The 17,421-nt window shown below is 46.0% G+C and carries 11 protein-coding genes and 1 riboswitch; of the genes, 8 read left to right on the top strand and 3 right to left on the bottom strand.

Going from position 1 to position 17,421, the window contains the following annotated elements; all coding sequences use genetic code 11:
* Window positions 1–31: 31 nt before the first annotated feature.
* The 3 genes from AC1DLM_RS04305 (at window position 32) to AC1DLM_RS04295 (ending at window position 8,063) form a co-directional block, all read left to right on the top strand.
* Window positions 32–2,089 carry a molybdopterin oxidoreductase family protein gene (locus tag AC1DLM_RS04305; protein ID WP_477569231.1) on the top strand — a complete coding sequence of 686 codons (2,058 nt, stop codon included), beginning with the start codon at window positions 32–34 and terminating at the stop codon, window positions 2,087–2,089.
* A 53-nt stretch (window positions 2,090–2,142) separates the two neighbouring features.
* Complete coding sequence (locus tag AC1DLM_RS04300; RefSeq protein WP_173110707.1) at window positions 2,143–2,376, top strand: hypothetical protein; 234 nt, start codon at window positions 2,143–2,145, stop codon at window positions 2,374–2,376.
* Window positions 2,377–3,479: 1,103 nt separating this feature from the next.
* Window positions 3,480–8,063 (top strand): S-layer homology domain-containing protein, encoded by a 4,584-nt coding sequence (locus tag AC1DLM_RS04295; RefSeq protein ID WP_477569230.1) that lies wholly within the window; start codon window positions 3,480–3,482, stop codon window positions 8,061–8,063.
* 70 nt (window positions 8,064–8,133) lie between these two features.
* Here the strand turns inward: AC1DLM_RS04295 and queF are convergent, their stop codons facing one another.
* From queF to AC1DLM_RS04280, 3 genes are all read right to left on the bottom strand, one after another.
* Window positions 8,134–8,631 carry a preQ(1) synthase gene (queF, locus tag AC1DLM_RS04290; RefSeq protein WP_477569229.1) on the bottom strand — a complete coding sequence of 166 codons (498 nt, stop codon included), beginning with the start codon at window positions 8,629–8,631 and terminating at the stop codon, window positions 8,134–8,136.
* A 10-nt stretch (window positions 8,632–8,641) separates the two neighbouring features.
* Window positions 8,642–8,685, bottom strand: a riboswitch (PreQ1 riboswitch).
* A 133-nt stretch (window positions 8,686–8,818) separates the two neighbouring features.
* On the bottom strand, window positions 8,819–9,805 hold the full coding sequence (locus AC1DLM_RS04285; RefSeq protein WP_477569228.1) for a Gfo/Idh/MocA family protein: 987 nt from the start codon (window positions 9,803–9,805) through the stop codon (window positions 8,819–8,821).
* Complete coding sequence (locus AC1DLM_RS04280) at window positions 9,802–10,812, bottom strand: Gfo/Idh/MocA family protein (RefSeq protein WP_477569227.1); 1,011 nt, start codon at window positions 10,810–10,812, stop codon at window positions 9,802–9,804. Before AC1DLM_RS04280 ends, AC1DLM_RS04285 begins: the two co-directional genes overlap by 4 nt.
* 141 nt (window positions 10,813–10,953) lie before the next feature.
* Between AC1DLM_RS04280 and AC1DLM_RS04275 the strand changes: the two genes are divergently transcribed.
* From AC1DLM_RS04275 to AC1DLM_RS04255, 5 genes are all read left to right on the top strand, one after another.
* Window positions 10,954–11,838, top strand: coding sequence for an AraC family transcriptional regulator (locus AC1DLM_RS04275; protein WP_477569226.1), 885 nt, complete (start codon window positions 10,954–10,956; stop codon window positions 11,836–11,838).
* A gap of 193 nt (window positions 11,839–12,031) precedes the next feature.
* Complete coding sequence (locus AC1DLM_RS04270) at window positions 12,032–14,152, top strand: hypothetical protein (protein WP_441992053.1); 2,121 nt, start codon at window positions 12,032–12,034, stop codon at window positions 14,150–14,152.
* Between the two features lie 246 nt (window positions 14,153–14,398).
* Window positions 14,399–15,424: a zinc-dependent alcohol dehydrogenase gene (locus tag AC1DLM_RS04265; protein WP_477569225.1), complete on the top strand. Its 1,026-nt coding sequence runs from the start codon at window positions 14,399–14,401 to the stop codon at window positions 15,422–15,424.
* 18 nt (window positions 15,425–15,442) lie between these two features.
* Complete coding sequence (locus AC1DLM_RS04260; RefSeq protein WP_477569224.1) at window positions 15,443–16,402, top strand: ABC transporter permease; 960 nt, start codon at window positions 15,443–15,445, stop codon at window positions 16,400–16,402.
* 13 nt (window positions 16,403–16,415) lie between these two features.
* Entirely contained in the window at window positions 16,416–17,303 is an 888-nt protein-coding gene (locus AC1DLM_RS04255; RefSeq protein WP_441992056.1) for a carbohydrate ABC transporter permease, read from the top strand.
* Window positions 17,304–17,421 lie beyond the last annotated feature (118 nt).

Below are 17,421 nucleotides of genomic sequence, written 5' to 3'. Positions count from 1 at the left end.
TAGACATATTGAGGTTGAAAGGAAGAGGATCATGCGCACACCAATGACTACCACTATGACGGAAGAACAACAAGGTATTTTTCCAGCCGTCTGCCCTCTGGACTGTCCAGATCAGTGCGGTTTATTACTTCATAAACAAGATGGGAAGATTGTTAAAATAGAAGGAGACCCTGATCACCCCGTGACACAGGGAGCCATTTGTAACAAAGTTCGCAACATGACGGCACGTATTTATGATGATAAAAGGCTGCAGTATCCCATGAAACGTGTTGGCCCCAAAGGGGAAGAGGCCACTTTCCAACGAGTTTCCTGGGATGAGGCATTGGACACGATCACGAGTCGCTGGAAAGAATTGATTGCCTCGGAAGGTCCAGAAGCCATATTGCCGTATAGTTTTTATGGCAATATGGGACGGATCGGAACGGAAGGCATGGATCGTCGCTTCTTCCATCGGATGGGAGCCAGCCGGCTGCTGTATTCGATTTGCGAATCTGCCGGCACAGAGGGCTATAAATATACGATGGGCGGCAGCTATGGGACCGATCCCGAGGATACGGTGCATGCGAAGCTGATCATCATGTGGGGCATCAATGCGGTCAGCACGAATATGCATCAGGTGATGCTGGCTGAGAAAGCCCGCAAAAACGGCGCACAAATCATCGTCATCGATGCGCATAAGAACCAAACAGGCCGCTGGGCGGACTGGTTCATTCCCATTTTACCCGGGACGGACGCGGCTCTGGCCCTAGGGATGATGTACATTCTGTTCGCTGAGGATCTGACGGATCAAGTTTTCCTGGAGCAATTCACGATAGGATATGAGGAGCTTAGGGAGCATGTGAAGTCATATGATCCTGCTAATGTATCCGAGATTACAGGCGTGCCGGTAGAGGACATTTATCGCCTTGCTCGTTTATATGGTGAGACTTCACCTTCCTTTATTCGCATAGGGAACGGGATTCAGCACCACGATAATGGCGGCATGTGCGTACGAACAATTGCTTGCTTACCCGCGTTAACAGGGCAGTGGCTGCATCAAGGCGGCGGCGCGATCAAAGGGAATGGCGCTTATTTGGAGCATAATTTACCGGCCTTGCAGCGACCGGACTTGCGTGCAAAGGAGGCGCGTCAGATCAATATGAACCTGCTGGGCAGCGCTTTACTCGAGTTAGATCCGCCTATCCATGCGCTATATGTGTATAATTCCAACCCAGCGTTGGTCGCACCTCATGCGAATAAAGTGAAAGAGGGGCTGGAGCGAGAGGATTTATTCACCGTCGTGCATGATCTGTTCCTAACGGAAACAGCCAAGTATGCGGATATTGTGTTGCCAGCTACGTCCTCTTTTGAAAATACGGACTTCTATCGCTCCTATTGGCATCACTATGTGCACCTTCAGCTACCGGTGATTGCGCCTTATGGTGAGAGCAAAGCGAATGTGGATGTGTTCCGATTGCTTGCATCGATGATGGGCTACGAGGATGAAGCGCTGCGGGACAGCGATGAGGACATGGTTCGTCAGGCTTTGCACCATCCTGGCAATCCAGCATTGGCTGACATATCGTTCGATGCTTTGTTGGATACCGGATTCATGAAGGCGGCGACTCTGCCCTTATTTCCTGGGAAACTTCGGACGCCTAGTGGCAAAATTGAACTACACTCGGCAGACATGGCGAGTAAGGGGTTTCCAGCGCTTCCAACGTATGTGCCGCTTGCTGAGACTAGTGATTTGCCATTTATGTTCATTCCGGCGCCGAATCATAACTTTTTGAATTCAACTTTTGCGCATAATGAGAAGCATGTCCGCATGGAGAAAATACCGAAGCTGCATATGCATGAAGACGATGCATCGGCTTTAGGTTTGGTCAGCGGCGATCTTGCACGGGTGTGGAACGAGCGCGGCGAGTGTGAGCTGGTCGTTATGGCTGGTCGCGATGTGAGGCGCGGTGTCGTTGTCAGTCAAGGGCTATGGGCAGATGCGCCAGGCAGTAAAACGCGCGTGAATGTCCTGACGCCAGATCGTGTGGCCGATATGGGCGGCGGAGCGACCTTTTTCTCGGGAAGGGTAGGCGTGGAAAAGTTGACCTGAGCTTGAACCTTTGGGCGCCGAGCGGCATACGGTACATCAGGAGATGATGACTTATGCCTATTCAGCAAAAAGCTTACGCCTTAATCGGGAGGCCCGTTGGTATTTCCCTGATGGATGGTACCGGAGTATCCGGCATTCTGTGCAGTGTACAAGGTGGATCGATCTACGTCATTGAATATTTATACCATACACAATTCGCAACTAAACATTATACGTTTAATCAAGTGAGAGATATTTTGCCATACCCGCAATGCCCGCAGCCTTATACACCACAACCTTTGTACTAAGTGGTAGAAAATTGGAATTGAGCACCTAACCGATCCTTTTGGATCGGTTTTTTTGCCACGCCAGAAAGTATAGCGCACAAAAATTGTGCGCTAGAGATTCCGCCGCCGTCAGTCGCGCACTAGCGCACAAAAATTGTGCGCAACGGCATTCTTCCGGCGGGCAGTCGCACGCTAGCGCACAAAAATTGTGCGCAATGGCATTCCGCCGGCGGCAGTCGCACGTTAGCGCACAAAAATTGTGCGCAAGGGCAGTCCTTCGCCGGCAGTCGCACACTAGCGCACAAAAATTTGTGCGCAATGGCAGTCCCCCGCCGGGAGTCGCACGCTAGCGCACAAAAATTGTGCGCAATGGCAGTCTGCCGGCGACAGTCGCATGCTAGCGCACAAAAATTGTGCGCAAGGGCATTCCGCCGGCGGCAGTCGCACACTAGCGCACAAAAATTGTGCGCAAGAGCAGTCCCCCGCCGGCAGTCGCACGCTAGCGCAAAAAATTGTGCGCAAGAGCAGTCCTTCGCCGGCAGTCGCACACTAGCGCACAAAAATTTGTGCGCAATGGCAATCCGCCGGCTGGGAGTCGCACACTAGCGCACAAAAATTGTGCGCAAGAGCAGTCTGCCTGCGGCAGTCGCACGCTAGCGCACAAAAATTGTGCGCAAGGGCATTCCGCCTGCGACAGTCGCACACTAGCGCACAAAAATTGTGCGCAAGGGCATTCCGCCGGCGACAGTCGCACGCTAGCGCACAAAAATTGTGCGCAACGGCAATCTGCCGGCGGCAGTCGCACGCTAGCGCACAAAAATGGTGCGCAAGAGCATTCCGCCGGCGGCAGTCGCACGTTAGCGCACAAAAATTGTGCGCAAGAACAGTCCCGCGCCGGCAGTCGCACGCTAGCGCACAAAAATTGTGCGCAGTGGCAGTCCCCCGCCGTCAGTTGTCTTTGCTCGTCGTGGAATGGCCTCGATAGAGGTTTTTTGATACGAAATCCTAATTTATCCACTCCCTAACCTAAATAAATGACAATTCAATTGCGGAGAAAGCGAGTATGATCATTTTTGTATACGCTTACAATAGACGAAATATAAACGATAAGGAGTTTTGTCGGAATGGAATTTCATCTTTTCAAAAGTAAGATAAGCATCATGTTGATTTGTTCAATGATATTTTCGCTATTACTACTTCCTGTAGCTGGTATGGCGGCTGATCCAGAGGTGGTTGTTAGCGCGCTGCCTCCTTCAGAAGATGGTGCGATCCATTGGAAGACACCTGATATCGAGGTGCCATCTGTATTAGATACGGTCTATGATAGAAAAAATGGATCAACGGATGGACTATTTAGTGTCTCTACTAGCAGTACGCAAAAGAAACAGATGTATTTTAAGTTTGATGTGACTAGTGCATCAGATCTTAGCTACAAATACATTTTGCAGGTTTCTGCTAAACTAGGAAGCAGTTTGACCACAGCAGATTTGCAAGTTTTCGGATTAACCGATAATTCATGGCGGGAAAACACATTTACATGGAATAATGCCTCTACGCTTCAAAAAGATCTATCTCAAATGGAACAGGTAGGTCAATTTACGATAACCACACTMAATGGTGGTAAGCCTATTTATCATGATATTGATGTTTCCGATTATGTTAGACGACACTTGGCGGATGGGGTTGTAAGTTTCGTGGTAGCAGATTCCTTTGTAACAGGGAAATCCGTAAACCTGTATTCCAAAGATAATACTTCAGCCTCTAACCCAGAAACGCAGCTTCTTGTGAAACGTGTTGTTCAAAGCGACACAATACCGCCGCAATGGCCTAATGGCGCTGCTTTAAAGTCCATAAATTTAGGGACAGACTTTGTCCAACTAGCTTGGCCAGCCGCTACAGATAATAGCGCAGTTTCTAATTATAAGGTTTATCAGAACGACACGTTAATTCAAACGGTTGTCGGCAGTACCTATTACACAGCGCAAGGCTTAACCCCTCAATCAAGTGTTACCTATGCTGTCTACGCGGGTGATGTTGCTGGTAACTATTCCACGCAGCCGCTAATCTACAGCACAACAACCTTAGCGGCACCTGTGATCCCCATTCCAGTCGTAGAAGTGAATGCCAGCAGCAGCGACGGAAATGTAGAGAGCAACACCTTGGATAATAACTTATTCAGCCGTTGGTCAGCTTCGGGTGACGGCCAGTATATCATGTTTGATTTAGGTCAAACGAAACGAATTGGCTATGTAGGCATCGCTTTTTATAAAGGTGATCTACGTTCTACACGGCTAGATATTGAGACATCTAATGATGCAATAACATGGACAAACGTTTTTAGTGGAAACAGTCGTGCTACTACAGCGAATATGCAGGCGTTCGATATTCCAGATACGGATGCTCGTTTCGTTCGAATCGTCGGACATGGAAATTCAGATGGCAGTACGTTTACTAGCTTAACGGACGTCATGATCTATGCACCCTATGTGACTGGAGACACGCCAGTTGCTATTGTTCCGAATATTACACCTACTGCACCTCCGGGAGCAGTGCCTTTCACCAAAGCGGGTTTAACGAATCCAGACGGTACTGTACATCTGCTACATACACCGAATCCTGTCACTGGATCAATCATTAATGTAACTAGTTATGGTGTGGATCTTGCTGATAATTCTAATGATGACCGTGTAGGCATTCAAAATGCAATTAATGCTGCTTCACCAGGAGATGAAGTCTACCTGCCAAACGGTGTGTATAACCTAATTACTACACCTGATGGATTTGTAAATTTGAAGTTGAAGTCCGGTGTGAATTTACGCGGCGAAAGTGAAGTAGGAACTATTTTGAAGTCCAGCATCGATGATATTAAAAATAGTTCGGTTGTGAAGTCATCAAGTCAACACGACATTGTGGTTTCTAACTTGACGATCACTTCAACGTGGAATCGCTCGTTTTCACTTGAACATGCTACAAATAATCCAGATGCTGGGGGGCCAGATAGCAGTATTGCTATTGCCAACTATGGGGATACGCCATCTTTTAATGTGACGATTGATCATGTTACCGTTGAACGTTTTAGACGTATGGCGATTCGAATTGAAAATAGCCATGATGTTATCGTTCGTCATAGTACCTTCCGTAATGCAACAGATTTAGGCGGAGGCGGAGCGGGATACGGAACTTCTATTCAAGGTATGCCTAAGGTGGATCGACTTGGTTTCGACAATGATACGTATTGGAATGTTGTTGAAGATTCAACGTTTGAAGGACCGTATTTACGTCATGGTTCCCTAATCCAAAATGTCGCGCACAATAATGCTCTAAGAAATAATCATTATATAAATACTAAATTAGACTCTATCGATCTACATGGCGAGCTGGAATACTTAAATGAGGTTTACGACAATACCATTGAAAATATTTATACTGGTGGAGGTGTAGGTCTTGGGAATACAGGTGGGACTGCTCCCACTAATCATAGTAAATCTGGCCCTAAGAACCATATTCATGACAATCTAATCCGTAATTCGCGAGAAGGTATTGTTGTAACGATGGGAACGCCAGAAACGTTGATTGAAAATAATATTATTGAAAATACGACATCCGTAAATAATGCAGCAGGCATTAATATTCAAAATGGACCAGGTACTCGCATACTGAATAACATCATTCGTAAAAATACGGCGACCAACTACTGGGGAATTTTACTTGAACACGATAAAGGTGACCAAAATGCTAATTTTGTAGGTGCTGGAGATCCTCAAGACGTACAAATAATAGGGAATATCATTACAGGAAATACAAACGGGATTCAATTGCAGGCAGGAACTAATATTCATGTAAGTAAAAATATCTTAAACAATGTCGGAACAGATTATGATAAAGCTGTAGGCGTGACGGCAACGGAAATATGGCCTTCGACGGACAACACGTTAAGCATTTTGGAAATCAGCGCAGGAACGTTAAGTCCAACATTTGATGCGGCTACAACAGCTTATACATCAATTTTGCCAGATGGTATAAGTGAGATTCTTATTACGCCAACAACCAACAACAGTGGAGCAAAGGTGACTGTGAATGGAGCTTCTATCGTAGGTGGCACAGCTTCCAATGCCATTCAATTACAAGTAGGTGACAATGAGATAGAGATTGTAGTTACCGCAGAAGATCTATCGACGAAGACTTATCAATTAACAGTTACACGCGTTGTATCAACAAATAATAATTTAAGTAACCTAGCCATCAGTGCAGGAACGTTAAGTCCAATATTTGACGCGGCTAAAACGGAGTATACATCGAATGTGTCAAATGGTGTTACTGAAATTAAAGTAACGCCGACAATTGCAGACAATGGAGCTAAAGTAACTGTGAATGGAACAGCTGTCGAAAGCGGATCGGTTTCCAATGCGATTCAACTACAAGTAGGTGACAATGTCATTGAAATTGTAGTTACCTCAGAAGATCTTTTGACGAAGACATATCGTCTGAAAGTAACTAGAGATAATAGTCCATCAACTTCACCGTCAGCTGGTAGCAATCCGCCAAGTAACCCTTCGGATAGCCTAAACGCCATCATCACAGAGGTTAATGGTAAACCCATAGCTACAGCAACTTTAGATGAAAAAACGCTGGACGCTATTTTAAAAGCACAAGGGAATGGTTCAATTACTATAGTGGTGGATTCGCCAAACGATGTAGGGCAGGTACAGCTTACGCTGAATCAGCAGGCTCTGCAGAAGTTGAACGGCATCCCATCCGCGACGATTGAAACAGAAATTGGAAGCGTGAAACTCCCTCTCAATCAGTTGAATATGTCTCAATTAATTCAGATCCAAGTGAATATTAGTAAGAACGACAACGCTTTAGCACAAGYAAATGCTGCTGGATTCAACGTATTGAACGCAATCGATTTCACGATAAAGGCAGTCGCAGGGGACGGGAAATCAGCACCCATTTCCAGCTTCAATACTTATGTACCGTATTCCGTACAGGTAGATCCAGCGATCAATGAACGTAATCTTGCTGCAGTTAGAGTAGTCAAGGATGCGCAAGGGAATACGACGTATGAACCCGTGCCGCTTAAGGTGAAATCGGGAGAAGTGACTCTGTATAGTCATTCAAATGAGACGTTTCTATTAATTGAAACGAATATTTCGTTTGCCGATACGAATAAGCATTGGGCAAAAGATGGCATTGAGCGTATGGCGAATAAATGGCTTGTTCAAGGTGTTTCCAAAGAGGAGTTCCGTCCAGATCAACCAATCACACGTGCAGAGCTGGCAACGCTTCTCACACGGACGCTCGGCATCAAGTCATCGCATGCGAATACGGCTTTCAAAGATTTGAGCCTTACGGATTGGTTTAATGATTCCGTAAATGCTGCTGTAGAAGGCGGAATCATCACGGGGTACGAAGATGGTACGTTCCGACCTAATCAGACGATTTCACGTGAGGAAATGGCTGTCATGATCGATCGGGCACTGCAGGCTGCTGGGTATGATCCTCAACAAGCAACAGGCAATGTGCTTGCATTCACAGATCAGAAGCAAATTAAATCATGGTCGACTGACGCGGTTCAACGTTTAGTTCAACTGCAGTTGATGGAGGGCATGAGCCCCACTTCATTTGATCCAGAGAAGGATGCAACAAGAGCACAAAGTGCAGTACTCCTACAGCGCTTATTGCAAATCCTAACTTTTACGAAGTAGGCAAAACAAGAAAAAAGCTTGGTCAAGTCCCATTTGGGATTGATCAAGCTTTTTATTTTCCGCTGGTATCTTAGCGGTTATCAATTTTCTCTGGATACAGATCATGATTCATCAAGCGATGCTCTGCCATTGCTTCGTACTTCGTACCTGGTTGACCCCAGTTACAATAAGGATCAATGGAGATGCCGCCGCGAGGCGTGAATTTGCCCCATACCTCGATATAACGCGGATTCATCAATTCGATGAGATCATTCATAATAATATTGACACAATCCTCGTGGAAATCACCGTGATTGCGGAAACTGAATAGGTAAAGTTTCAAGGACTTGCTTTCCACCATTTTGATCGTAGGAATATACGAAATGTAGAGGGTAGCGAAATCCGGTTGTCCAGTTACCGGACATAAGCTTGTGAACTCCGGGAAGTTAAATTTGACGAAATAAGCACGATCTGGGTGTTTATTATCAAATGCTTCCAAGAGTGTAGGGTCATAATTAAAAATGTATTTCGTGCCTTGATTACCTAAAAGGGTAATATCTTTCAAGTCTTCATTGCTTCTGCCTGCCATTGGTAATCCTCATTTCATAGTTTTTTAGAGAGGGAGTTTGCGAACCTCTTCTATAAGCAGATAGGTCCGTAGGTCCGCTCATAGAGGTGACTTCCTATTTCATGAAATGTATCATATTTTGCAGGAAAAAGCATCTTTCAACTGGGTGGCAATTATTACTGACTTGCGCATATCGCCTAGCTTACGCTTATAGCAACACGGGTTGCCCCAGAGCCACGGATTTGTAACCCGCTAAGGCGACAACGGTTGAACGTAATCCATCTTCCCCTGTGATCGGCACCTGTTCGCCATTCAGCAACGCTTGCACAAATGCTTTCACTAAGTAAGCATCCATGGAGTCACCCCAGAAATTCCATTGGCCTTTCCCGTTATCTAAGCAATACAGCTCATTCTTTTGAGCAAAAGCATCGATGGAGAGCGTTCCTTTCGTACCCACAATCGTCATCGTCACATCTCCCCATGTTGGGAAAGAGGCATTCCGCGACCAGCTTGTGTCTAACACGCCGATTACCCCATTAGCGAATTTGACATGGATCATCCCCGCATCATCGATCTCTAAATTTTCATTGAATAATGTAGCCGCATAAGCATAGACTTCTTTCACTTCGGATTGGGTCATCCAATTCATCAAGTCCATGACGTGTACAGTATGATCTAATAAGGCACCGCCACCGGATAGCTCGGATTGAAGGAACCAGCCGGAAGGAAGAGAGCCGCGATTAGTTCCCTTGATGGCTACGATCTCTCCGATTTCACCCTGTTCGATTGCCTCCTTGGCTTTAACAACTGAGGCCAAATAGCGGCAAGGGAATGCCRTCATCAATTGAACACCGTTTTCTTTACAGGCAGCAATCATGGTCTCCATTTCCGAGACCGAAACGCCAAGCGGTTTTTCACATAGCACGTGTTTGCCGGCTTTCGCTGCTGCTATCGTGATCTCTGCGTGATGGACATTTTCGGAACAAATGACAACAGCATCCAGATCCGTGGCGAGTAAATCCTGATAATGTTCATAATGAGGCAAGCCGTATGCAGCGGTTACTTTTTCCACGCGGCTGTGACTCTCATCTGCAAAACCCGTGACCTCCACCTGCGGGATTGCTCGTAGTGATTCCAAATAAGAGTATGCATGGCCGTGCGCGAAACTGATCATACCTACTTTTAATTTCTTCATACTGTTTCCTCCCCGAACGCCCAGCTCGTCTTCAGTTGGACAGATTTCCCCGTGCGAACCGATTCCAGCGCAGCCATCGTAATTTCTAGTGCTTTATAGGCATCGTTCGCAGTAACGATGGGCTCGCTTCCATCTCGTATGCACTGAATGAAATGGGCAATCTCCAAATTATAGGGACTAGCGTATCCCGGACTTTGCGGAACTTCCGCGAAACGTCTGCCTTCTGAATCGGAAGGGGCTTTGCAGATGTGCAGGGAACTGCTTTTTTGGCTGTCGCTGCGGATTATGCCTTTGCTGCCTGCAATTTCCACGGCGGTTTGGAACGGCCCTTGGTAACCCCAGAAGGCCTCCACATTGGCAACGGCTCCATTTTCAAAAAGAAGAGTGACTAGTGCATAATCCAAGTCGTTGACACATTGGTTCAAGGCATAGACGGACTTCACTTCGCCGACGGCCCAGCGTAGAAAATCAATATCGTGGATCATGAGATCGGCAATGACACCTCCGCTTTTAGAGAAATCTTTGAACCATGGTCTGACGTCACCGGGGTGTGAACCGATTCGTTTGGCATGAATGACACCGACTCGTCCTAACTTGCCTTCATCGATGGCTCGCTTCATTTGTACATATTCAGGGAAGAATCGAACGACATGCCCGACAAACAAGCGGACGCCGTACTGCTCACAACATTGAATCATAGCTGTTGCATCTTCTAAATTAAGGGCAAGTGGTTTCTCGCAAATCACATGTTTGCCGGCTTGTGCCGCTTTTAACGTATATTCCTTATGTAAGTAGCTTGGCAGTGTCACGCTGACGACATCGAAATCTGCCTCGTTCAGCATGGCTTCAAAAGATGTAAAAGCAGGTGCCCCTGTCGTAAGGGAAAGTGCTTGTGCTAGCTCGAGATCCAGATCGCATACACCTGTCAACTCCACATCAGGCATATTGACATAGCTGAGGGCGTGCACATTCCCCATCCCCCCGCAACCAACGATCGCTATTTTCATGCCAAATTCACTCCTCATATTATCGTATGAAAATATGTAACTAAGTAATATGATATAGGTATTGTGAGGTAGCGTATATGCGGACATTTATTCAGTTTATATCCAAATTTGTCATCAGTGAAAGAGCGGTGTTTGAGAGTCATGCATATTTATAAAGAGCCAATCCCCTATCAGAACCCCTCATTATGCATGAAAGTGTGGCGATTCACCCAATCAGGGGCAGAAAAGGAGTACGGAAATACCTGGCATTATCATAAAGAAATTGAATTCATTTTAGTTGAGGAAGGAAGCCACGAAATTCAGACACCGAATCATGTCTACTCGCTCAAACCCGGGGATGTCATGCTGATCGGCTCCTCCCAACTGCATAGAGGGCGCAAAATAAGCGATAAAGACCTCGTCTATATTGTTCTTCATATTGACCTACAGCCTTATTTCGATCCAGCTATGATGAGGTATTATCGAGATTTTCTGGAGATTTTTCATCCGTTAGAAGCGCTTAATTACATTTTCCAAGAAAATGATCAAGTGAAGAAAGAAATTGCCAAGATTATTACGGATACCCATGATGAAGTTATGGGAACTAAGAAGGGGTATGAAATCGCGGTAAGCATGCACATCAAGCATCTGCTCTTAATGCTGCTTCGCCATGACAATCGGGATCTGTTAACGACACATGGCAATGTGGATGGGGATGCGGATATCATACGGTCACTTGTTGTTTATGTGGATGAGCATTTGACGGAGAAGATCGATATGGGAGAGGTCAGTCGAATCGCTGGCATGAGTTACTCGTACTTTTCGAAGTATTTTAAGAAAAAGATGGGCACTTCATTTATCGACTATGTCAATCAGAAACGTATTTCAAAAGCGGAGCGGCTGCTCGTTACTGAAAAACGCAGTGTGAACGAAATCGCAGAGTCGGTTGGCATAGGAAATATGGCGCATTTCTATGAGTTGTTCAAACGATTCAATGGCTGTACACCTAGACAATATCTGCACAAAATGAACGTAAGTGAGAGCTAACTTGAGTGGTCGATGCTTGTAGAAAAAGATTGACAACGGAGTGGAATTATTGAATTATGAACTTGAAAACAAATCTGAAACAAACCAGATAAGATTTTATTTGAGGAAAAGGATGTATAAGTGAACTAGATGAGAATCAGAATGGAGTTTTACAAATTCACTTTGAGAACACGGTGAAGTAAACGGAGGCCATATGATGATCCAACTATCAAATCTGGAAGAGTTATTAGCGTATCAAGTTCACACGATTAAGGATGGGCAGCTTGTCTATGTGGATGGGTATTATCAAAAGGGAGACGGTGGCTCCAAGCTTGTTCGTTGGATGATTGGCAGCACTGAGGCCGACAACGGCGGCACGATTCATGATCCTAGACATGGTGGAAGCGGCCGATGGAAGACCGTGCATAACGGTGTAGGAGATTTTCGGTGGTTCGGCATTCTGGACGCGACAAGGCATGCAGATGACGCCTTGGATGCGATGGTGAACGATGTATCGATTCACCGGATTGAGTCGCATTCTGATCTTAACTTTGTCAGAAGACATACGTACGACCGCAGCAACATCGAACTCGATTTTGGAGGGCACCGTGTCACAACAGTCGGGATCGAGCTAAATGCGAAAAGCAATCCATTCGGAGCTGTTATTTTTTTTCAGGGGAAAGCAACAGGTGAAACACAGACTCTTACACTCTCTGCTAATCTTCCAGAGCAATCTGACGTGCTAGAGGTGCTAGATACGGCGTCTTTTGAGGTGGGAGACTGGTGGGTAGCGAGGATTCAGAACCACCCGGAAGGCTATGCGCAGCGCGAGCTGGATTATATGGTGCAGGTCACAGAAATCATAGACGATAGCCATATTCGTGTGAATTATAAGCTCGGGTGGACGCTTGTTGCTGGACGGGAAATCACGTTCAAGAAGATGCAGCCTGTTTGCCACAGTCACATCAGGAATATGAATTTTATCGGTGTTTCTGTGCCTGATAATGGGTCGACGAGCGTAAAGCCATCTGAGGATTGGGATCAAATAGGATCACATCCCATTGCCTATGAATTCGCCGTTGCTTGCAATGTTAGCGACGTCACAGCCACTAAGGTTTTCTGGCCGGTCATTGAGCGGCGTTACTGCACTCATTTTGTGACGGAGCGTTGCAAGCTAATGAACCCAGAAGAAGTGATCTGGGGAGGAACCGGATATCTGACGCAGCAACTCAACGTGTTGTACGGTCATGTCCGAGATTGCCATACAAGCAACGCCCGTCACTTAAACGATTTCACATGTGGAGCATACTGCATGGTGGAGAACTGCCATGGTGATGGTGATGAACATGGTTCTTTTGTCACACACGGTCAATACGAGCATGATCTCACGTTTATCGGGAACTCAGGTTTATTGTCATTTGCCAACAGCGGTACAACGTGGGGAGATAGTGCGAAACGAATCTCTGTGAAGAAGCATGTGGCTTCGCGTGTAGTTGCACACAAGCGAATTACAGATTTGACACTGGAGGATGTTCATGCCGTCTGGAAAGAGGGATTAGTGGATTCCGGTACGATTTGGGCCAATGCAGATGGGCTGCAAATGAGAGGCTGTACGGCGGACACGATGCTTACACTTTCACAGAGCTCATCTCGTTCACAGCGAAGTAATCTTGCGGATGGTTGTTCCTTTGGCATGACGAAGGGGGCTGAAATCGCTCGTATGCCCGATAATCCCCATGTAGGATTTCGGCCAGTTATGACGGACTTCACGATGCAGAATTGCCAATTTCACAACGTTGATGATAATTCACTGGGTAGTATCAACAAACTAATTTTGATGAATACATGGTTTAGAGGAGCTTCTCCAGAAGCAAAACCCATTCAAGTTTGGTGTCCTGAGGTGGTTGTGCAAGGCGGGGGTTGTGAGAATAGCGGCATGATATTGATGGGTGCATTTCATCTGGATGAGACAGGTGCAAGTGACCAGTCCATTACGGTGGATGGCGGCACCGTGTTCAGTGGGACGAATGCAGCAAAGGCCTTTTTGAAGCGTGAAGAAATGTCAGGAATCGTAACGTGGGTATTCGGCGAGTGCAAAAGCTCAGTAATGGATGCCGAGACGGCGCATTTCAGCATACATAGCGGTCCTAATAAAATGAGGGCGATAGGTTCTCGTTTCTCTGGCGGCAAGTATGAGATTACGGAGGGAGCGATTGGCCATGATTCCTATTTACTCATGATGGCATGTGTAGAAGAAGGAGTCGATCGGTCCGCTCTTCCGGTTGAATCGGATAGAGTGAAGCATAAAGAGGGGAATATGATCATAGTTGAATAACCGTTGGAGCCTGTCTTTTATTAGATAGGCTCCTTTTACGTTACATACATGTCATGTAATTAAGGGTAATTGATTAGTTAGTGTTATGTTATCTAACATTGTAAGCGATTCCAAATTAAAAAGTTATTGACAACACACATGTCAGGTACTTATAATAAAAACATCAGAAACAAACCACAACGAAATGTTCTGATGATTGTGGTGTACTTTACAAATTAGAAATAAACCAGAAAAGAGGTAGGGGTTATGAAAGCAGTAAAGGGCATCAATGGTTCAGCACAAGTGTTGGAGCTTCCGAACCCGGAAATGATTCCTCAATTTGTCAAAGTGAAAACGGAATATTCTGTCGTTAGCGTAGGCACCGAGCTAATGATGATAACCAATAATGGGGATGCCAATTTAGGCTACAGTGCCAGTGGCATTGTAATGGAAATCGGGGAAGGTGTTACGCATGTCATCCCCGGACAACGAGTTGCTTGTTATGGGGTACCAGCCCATAGGGAACTCCTGCTTGTACCCAAGCATTTGGTCGTACCTGTGCCAGAAGGCGTGACTCAGGAGGAAGCAGCATTTGTTGGTATTGGTGCCATTGCGATACATGCTTTGCGTCAAGCTCAACTGAGCTTCGGAGAAACGATTATCATCGCGGGGCTTGGCATACTTGGGCAAGTGATTGCCCGTATTGCACATGCAGCGTCCTATAAAGTGATTGGTTTAGAGTTAATAGAGGAGCGCTGCCGAACGCTTGAGGCTATTGGAGCGATAGCCTGCCGCACCAAGGAAGAACTTCAGAGGGCAGTGGAGTCTGATCCTTCTTGTAAAGGTGCAGATGCTGTCATGCTTTGTGCGAGCAATAGGAAGTTTAGTATGATAGATGATGCGCTGGGTTGGCTGAGAGACCGCGGTCGCGTAGTGATCGTCGGGGATACAGGAACGGAATTTGATCGGGATCTGCTTTTTATGAAAGAAGCGAGTATTCACATTTCACGTGCGGGCGGTCCTGGTCGTTATGAGGAAACCTACGAGCAGCATGGGGTCGATTACCCGATAGGTTATGTTCGTTGGACGGAAGGCAGGAATATGGGGGAGTTTCTACGTTTGATCGCACAGAAAAGGATTGATATTCAATCGTTGATTACCAATGAGTGCGCACTCGAAGAGTTACCCACCATGTATCAAAGCTGCTTTGAAAAGCCACAGAAATCGATGGGTATTGTCGTGCGATATGAACAACCCAATCCCGCCGGAGTAGCAGATTCCTTTAACAATTAATAAAGGAGGTGATGGGGTATGCGAGCAAGTGTGAAGTCGATTACCGGTGAACCCATAGGAAGAAAACGAATGACCACGCATATTTGGAAAACGTTTCTCCGATACAAATGGTTGTACTTACTTATGGTTCCGGGGATTGCATATTACATTATTTATCACTATGTACCGATGTTCGGACTTGTGATTGCGTTTAAGAAGTATAACCTCATGAAGGGATTATGGGGGAGTGAATGGGTTGGCTTCGATAACTTTCGAACGATATTCGCCTCGCCGGAGTTTCCAAGTCTAGTCCGAAATACGCTTCTCATCAGTGTGTATCGTATTTTGTTTAACATGCTTCCGGACGTCATGTTGGCACTTATTTTAAATGAAATTCGTGCTCCTTGGTTTAAAAGAATTGTACAAACGATTACCTATGGGCCTCATTTCTTATCATGGATTATCGTGTACGGTCTTGTGTTTTCATTCTTTGCACCTGGTGCGGGGCTAGTGACGACGTTCTTTCGCGATATGGGTTGGGGAGAGCTTGATGTATTGACCAACTCGGACTATTTCCGTTCCCTGCTAGTGACGTCAGATATTTGGAAGAGCACTGGTTTCGGAGCCATCATCTATTTGGCAGCACTGGCCTCGATCAACCATGAATTATATGAAGCAGCCGTTGTTGATGGCGCAGGTCGTTGGCGGCAATTGTGGCATATTACGCTCCCAGGTATTCGCGAAGTGTTCATTTTACTGTTAATCTTGCGAATCGGACATATTATGGACGCTGGTTTCGAACAGGTATACATATTCCTGAACGCACGAGTTTATGATGTGGGGGATATTCTTGACACCTGGATCTTCCGTAGAGGAATTGAACAAATGGAATTCAGTGTGCCAGCGGCAATGGGTGTATTCAAATCAGTTATCGGTCTGGTGCTTGTGATTGGAGCGAATAAACTGGCCAAAAAAGTCGGCGGGTCCGGCATCTGGTAAAGGAGGCATCGTTATGCCATTCATGCTTAAGAAAACCAAATTAGACCGCATTGTAGATGCCGTTCTTTACACCGTACTCGGACTTTTCTGTTTAGCAACGCTGTTTCCCATCTACTTTGTCTTCATTATGTCAATCACACCCTATACGGAAGTGCTCAAAAACGGTGGATTTGTCATCGTACCGCATGCGATCACCTTCGAAGCATTCAAAACGATTTTCTCCAGCAATACGGTGCCGAAAGCGCTGCAAGTATCGATATTCGTTACGGTCGTTGGTACAGCGTGCAATCTAGCGATTACGACGATGCTAGCCTATCCGTTATCGAAGAAATTTTTGCCGGGACGCAATATCGTCCTGATGGGCATCGTGTTTACCATGTTGTTCTCCGGGGGGATCATCCCCATGTATTTGACCGTGAAAGCCACGGGCTTGATGGATTCCCTATGGGCACTTATCATTCCAGGTCTGGTCTCGTCCTTTAATATTCTGATCATGAAGACCTTCTTCGAAGGCCTGCCCTATGAAATTGAAGAAGCGGCAAAAGTGGATGGCTGCAGCGACATTGGTACACTTATGCGAATTGTGCTGCCGCTCTCGATGCCGATTATGGCAACCTTGGGATTGTTCTACGGTGTCAATCACTGGAATGCGTACTTCGGCGGGGTCATGTATTTGAATGATCGCAGTCTATATCCGATACAGGTTGTGCTGCGGAACATGATTGTGTCACCAGCCATTAGTCAGGAACTTGCGATTTCTCAATCTTCATTAAATACAATGCCGCCGGAAACCATCAAGATGGCAACCGTTGTGGTGGCAATCATACCAGTTCTTATCGTGTATCCGTTTCTACAAAAATATTTCGTCAAAGGCATGCTGTTAGGCGCTGTCAAAGGATAAGTCTAACAGCAGCTTTACCACAATTGGCTGTAAGCCAGTTACGTATTAAGTACGAGGAGGTGACAACGGGAAGTAGATCTACAGTGGTTATTTCGCAAACGATTCGTATCCATTGATT

It is taken from the genome of Paenibacillus sp. 01T442 (assembly GCF_056398345.1).
Note: the sequence above shows the minus strand (reverse complement) of the source record. Positions and strands in the feature narration are given on the sequence as shown.

What these genes read in the sequence shown, in the direction of transcription:
- queF (WP_477569229.1), bottom strand. Translation starts at nt 8,631, where the DNA reads ATGGCAGGCAGAAGCAATGAAGACTTGAAAGATATTACCCTTTTAGGT.
- AC1DLM_RS04255 (WP_441992056.1), top strand. Translation starts at nt 16,416, where the DNA reads ATGCCATTCATGCTTAAGAAAACCAAATTAGACCGCATTGTAGATGCC.
- AC1DLM_RS04275 (WP_477569226.1), top strand. Translation starts at nt 10,954, where the DNA reads ATGCATATTTATAAAGAGCCAATCCCCTATCAGAACCCCTCATTATGC.
- AC1DLM_RS04300 (WP_173110707.1), top strand. Translation starts at nt 2,143, where the DNA reads ATGCCTATTCAGCAAAAAGCTTACGCCTTAATCGGGAGGCCCGTTGGT.
- AC1DLM_RS04260 (WP_477569224.1), top strand. Translation starts at nt 15,443, where the DNA reads ATGCGAGCAAGTGTGAAGTCGATTACCGGTGAACCCATAGGAAGAAAA.
- AC1DLM_RS04280 (WP_477569227.1), bottom strand. Translation starts at nt 10,812, where the DNA reads ATGAAAATAGCGATCGTTGGTTGCGGGGGGATGGGGAATGTGCACGCC.
- AC1DLM_RS04265 (WP_477569225.1), top strand. Translation starts at nt 14,399, where the DNA reads ATGAAAGCAGTAAAGGGCATCAATGGTTCAGCACAAGTGTTGGAGCTT.
- AC1DLM_RS04305 (WP_477569231.1), top strand. Translation starts at nt 32, where the DNA reads ATGCGCACACCAATGACTACCACTATGACGGAAGAACAACAAGGTATT.
- AC1DLM_RS04270 (WP_441992053.1), top strand. Translation starts at nt 12,032, where the DNA reads ATGATGATCCAACTATCAAATCTGGAAGAGTTATTAGCGTATCAAGTT.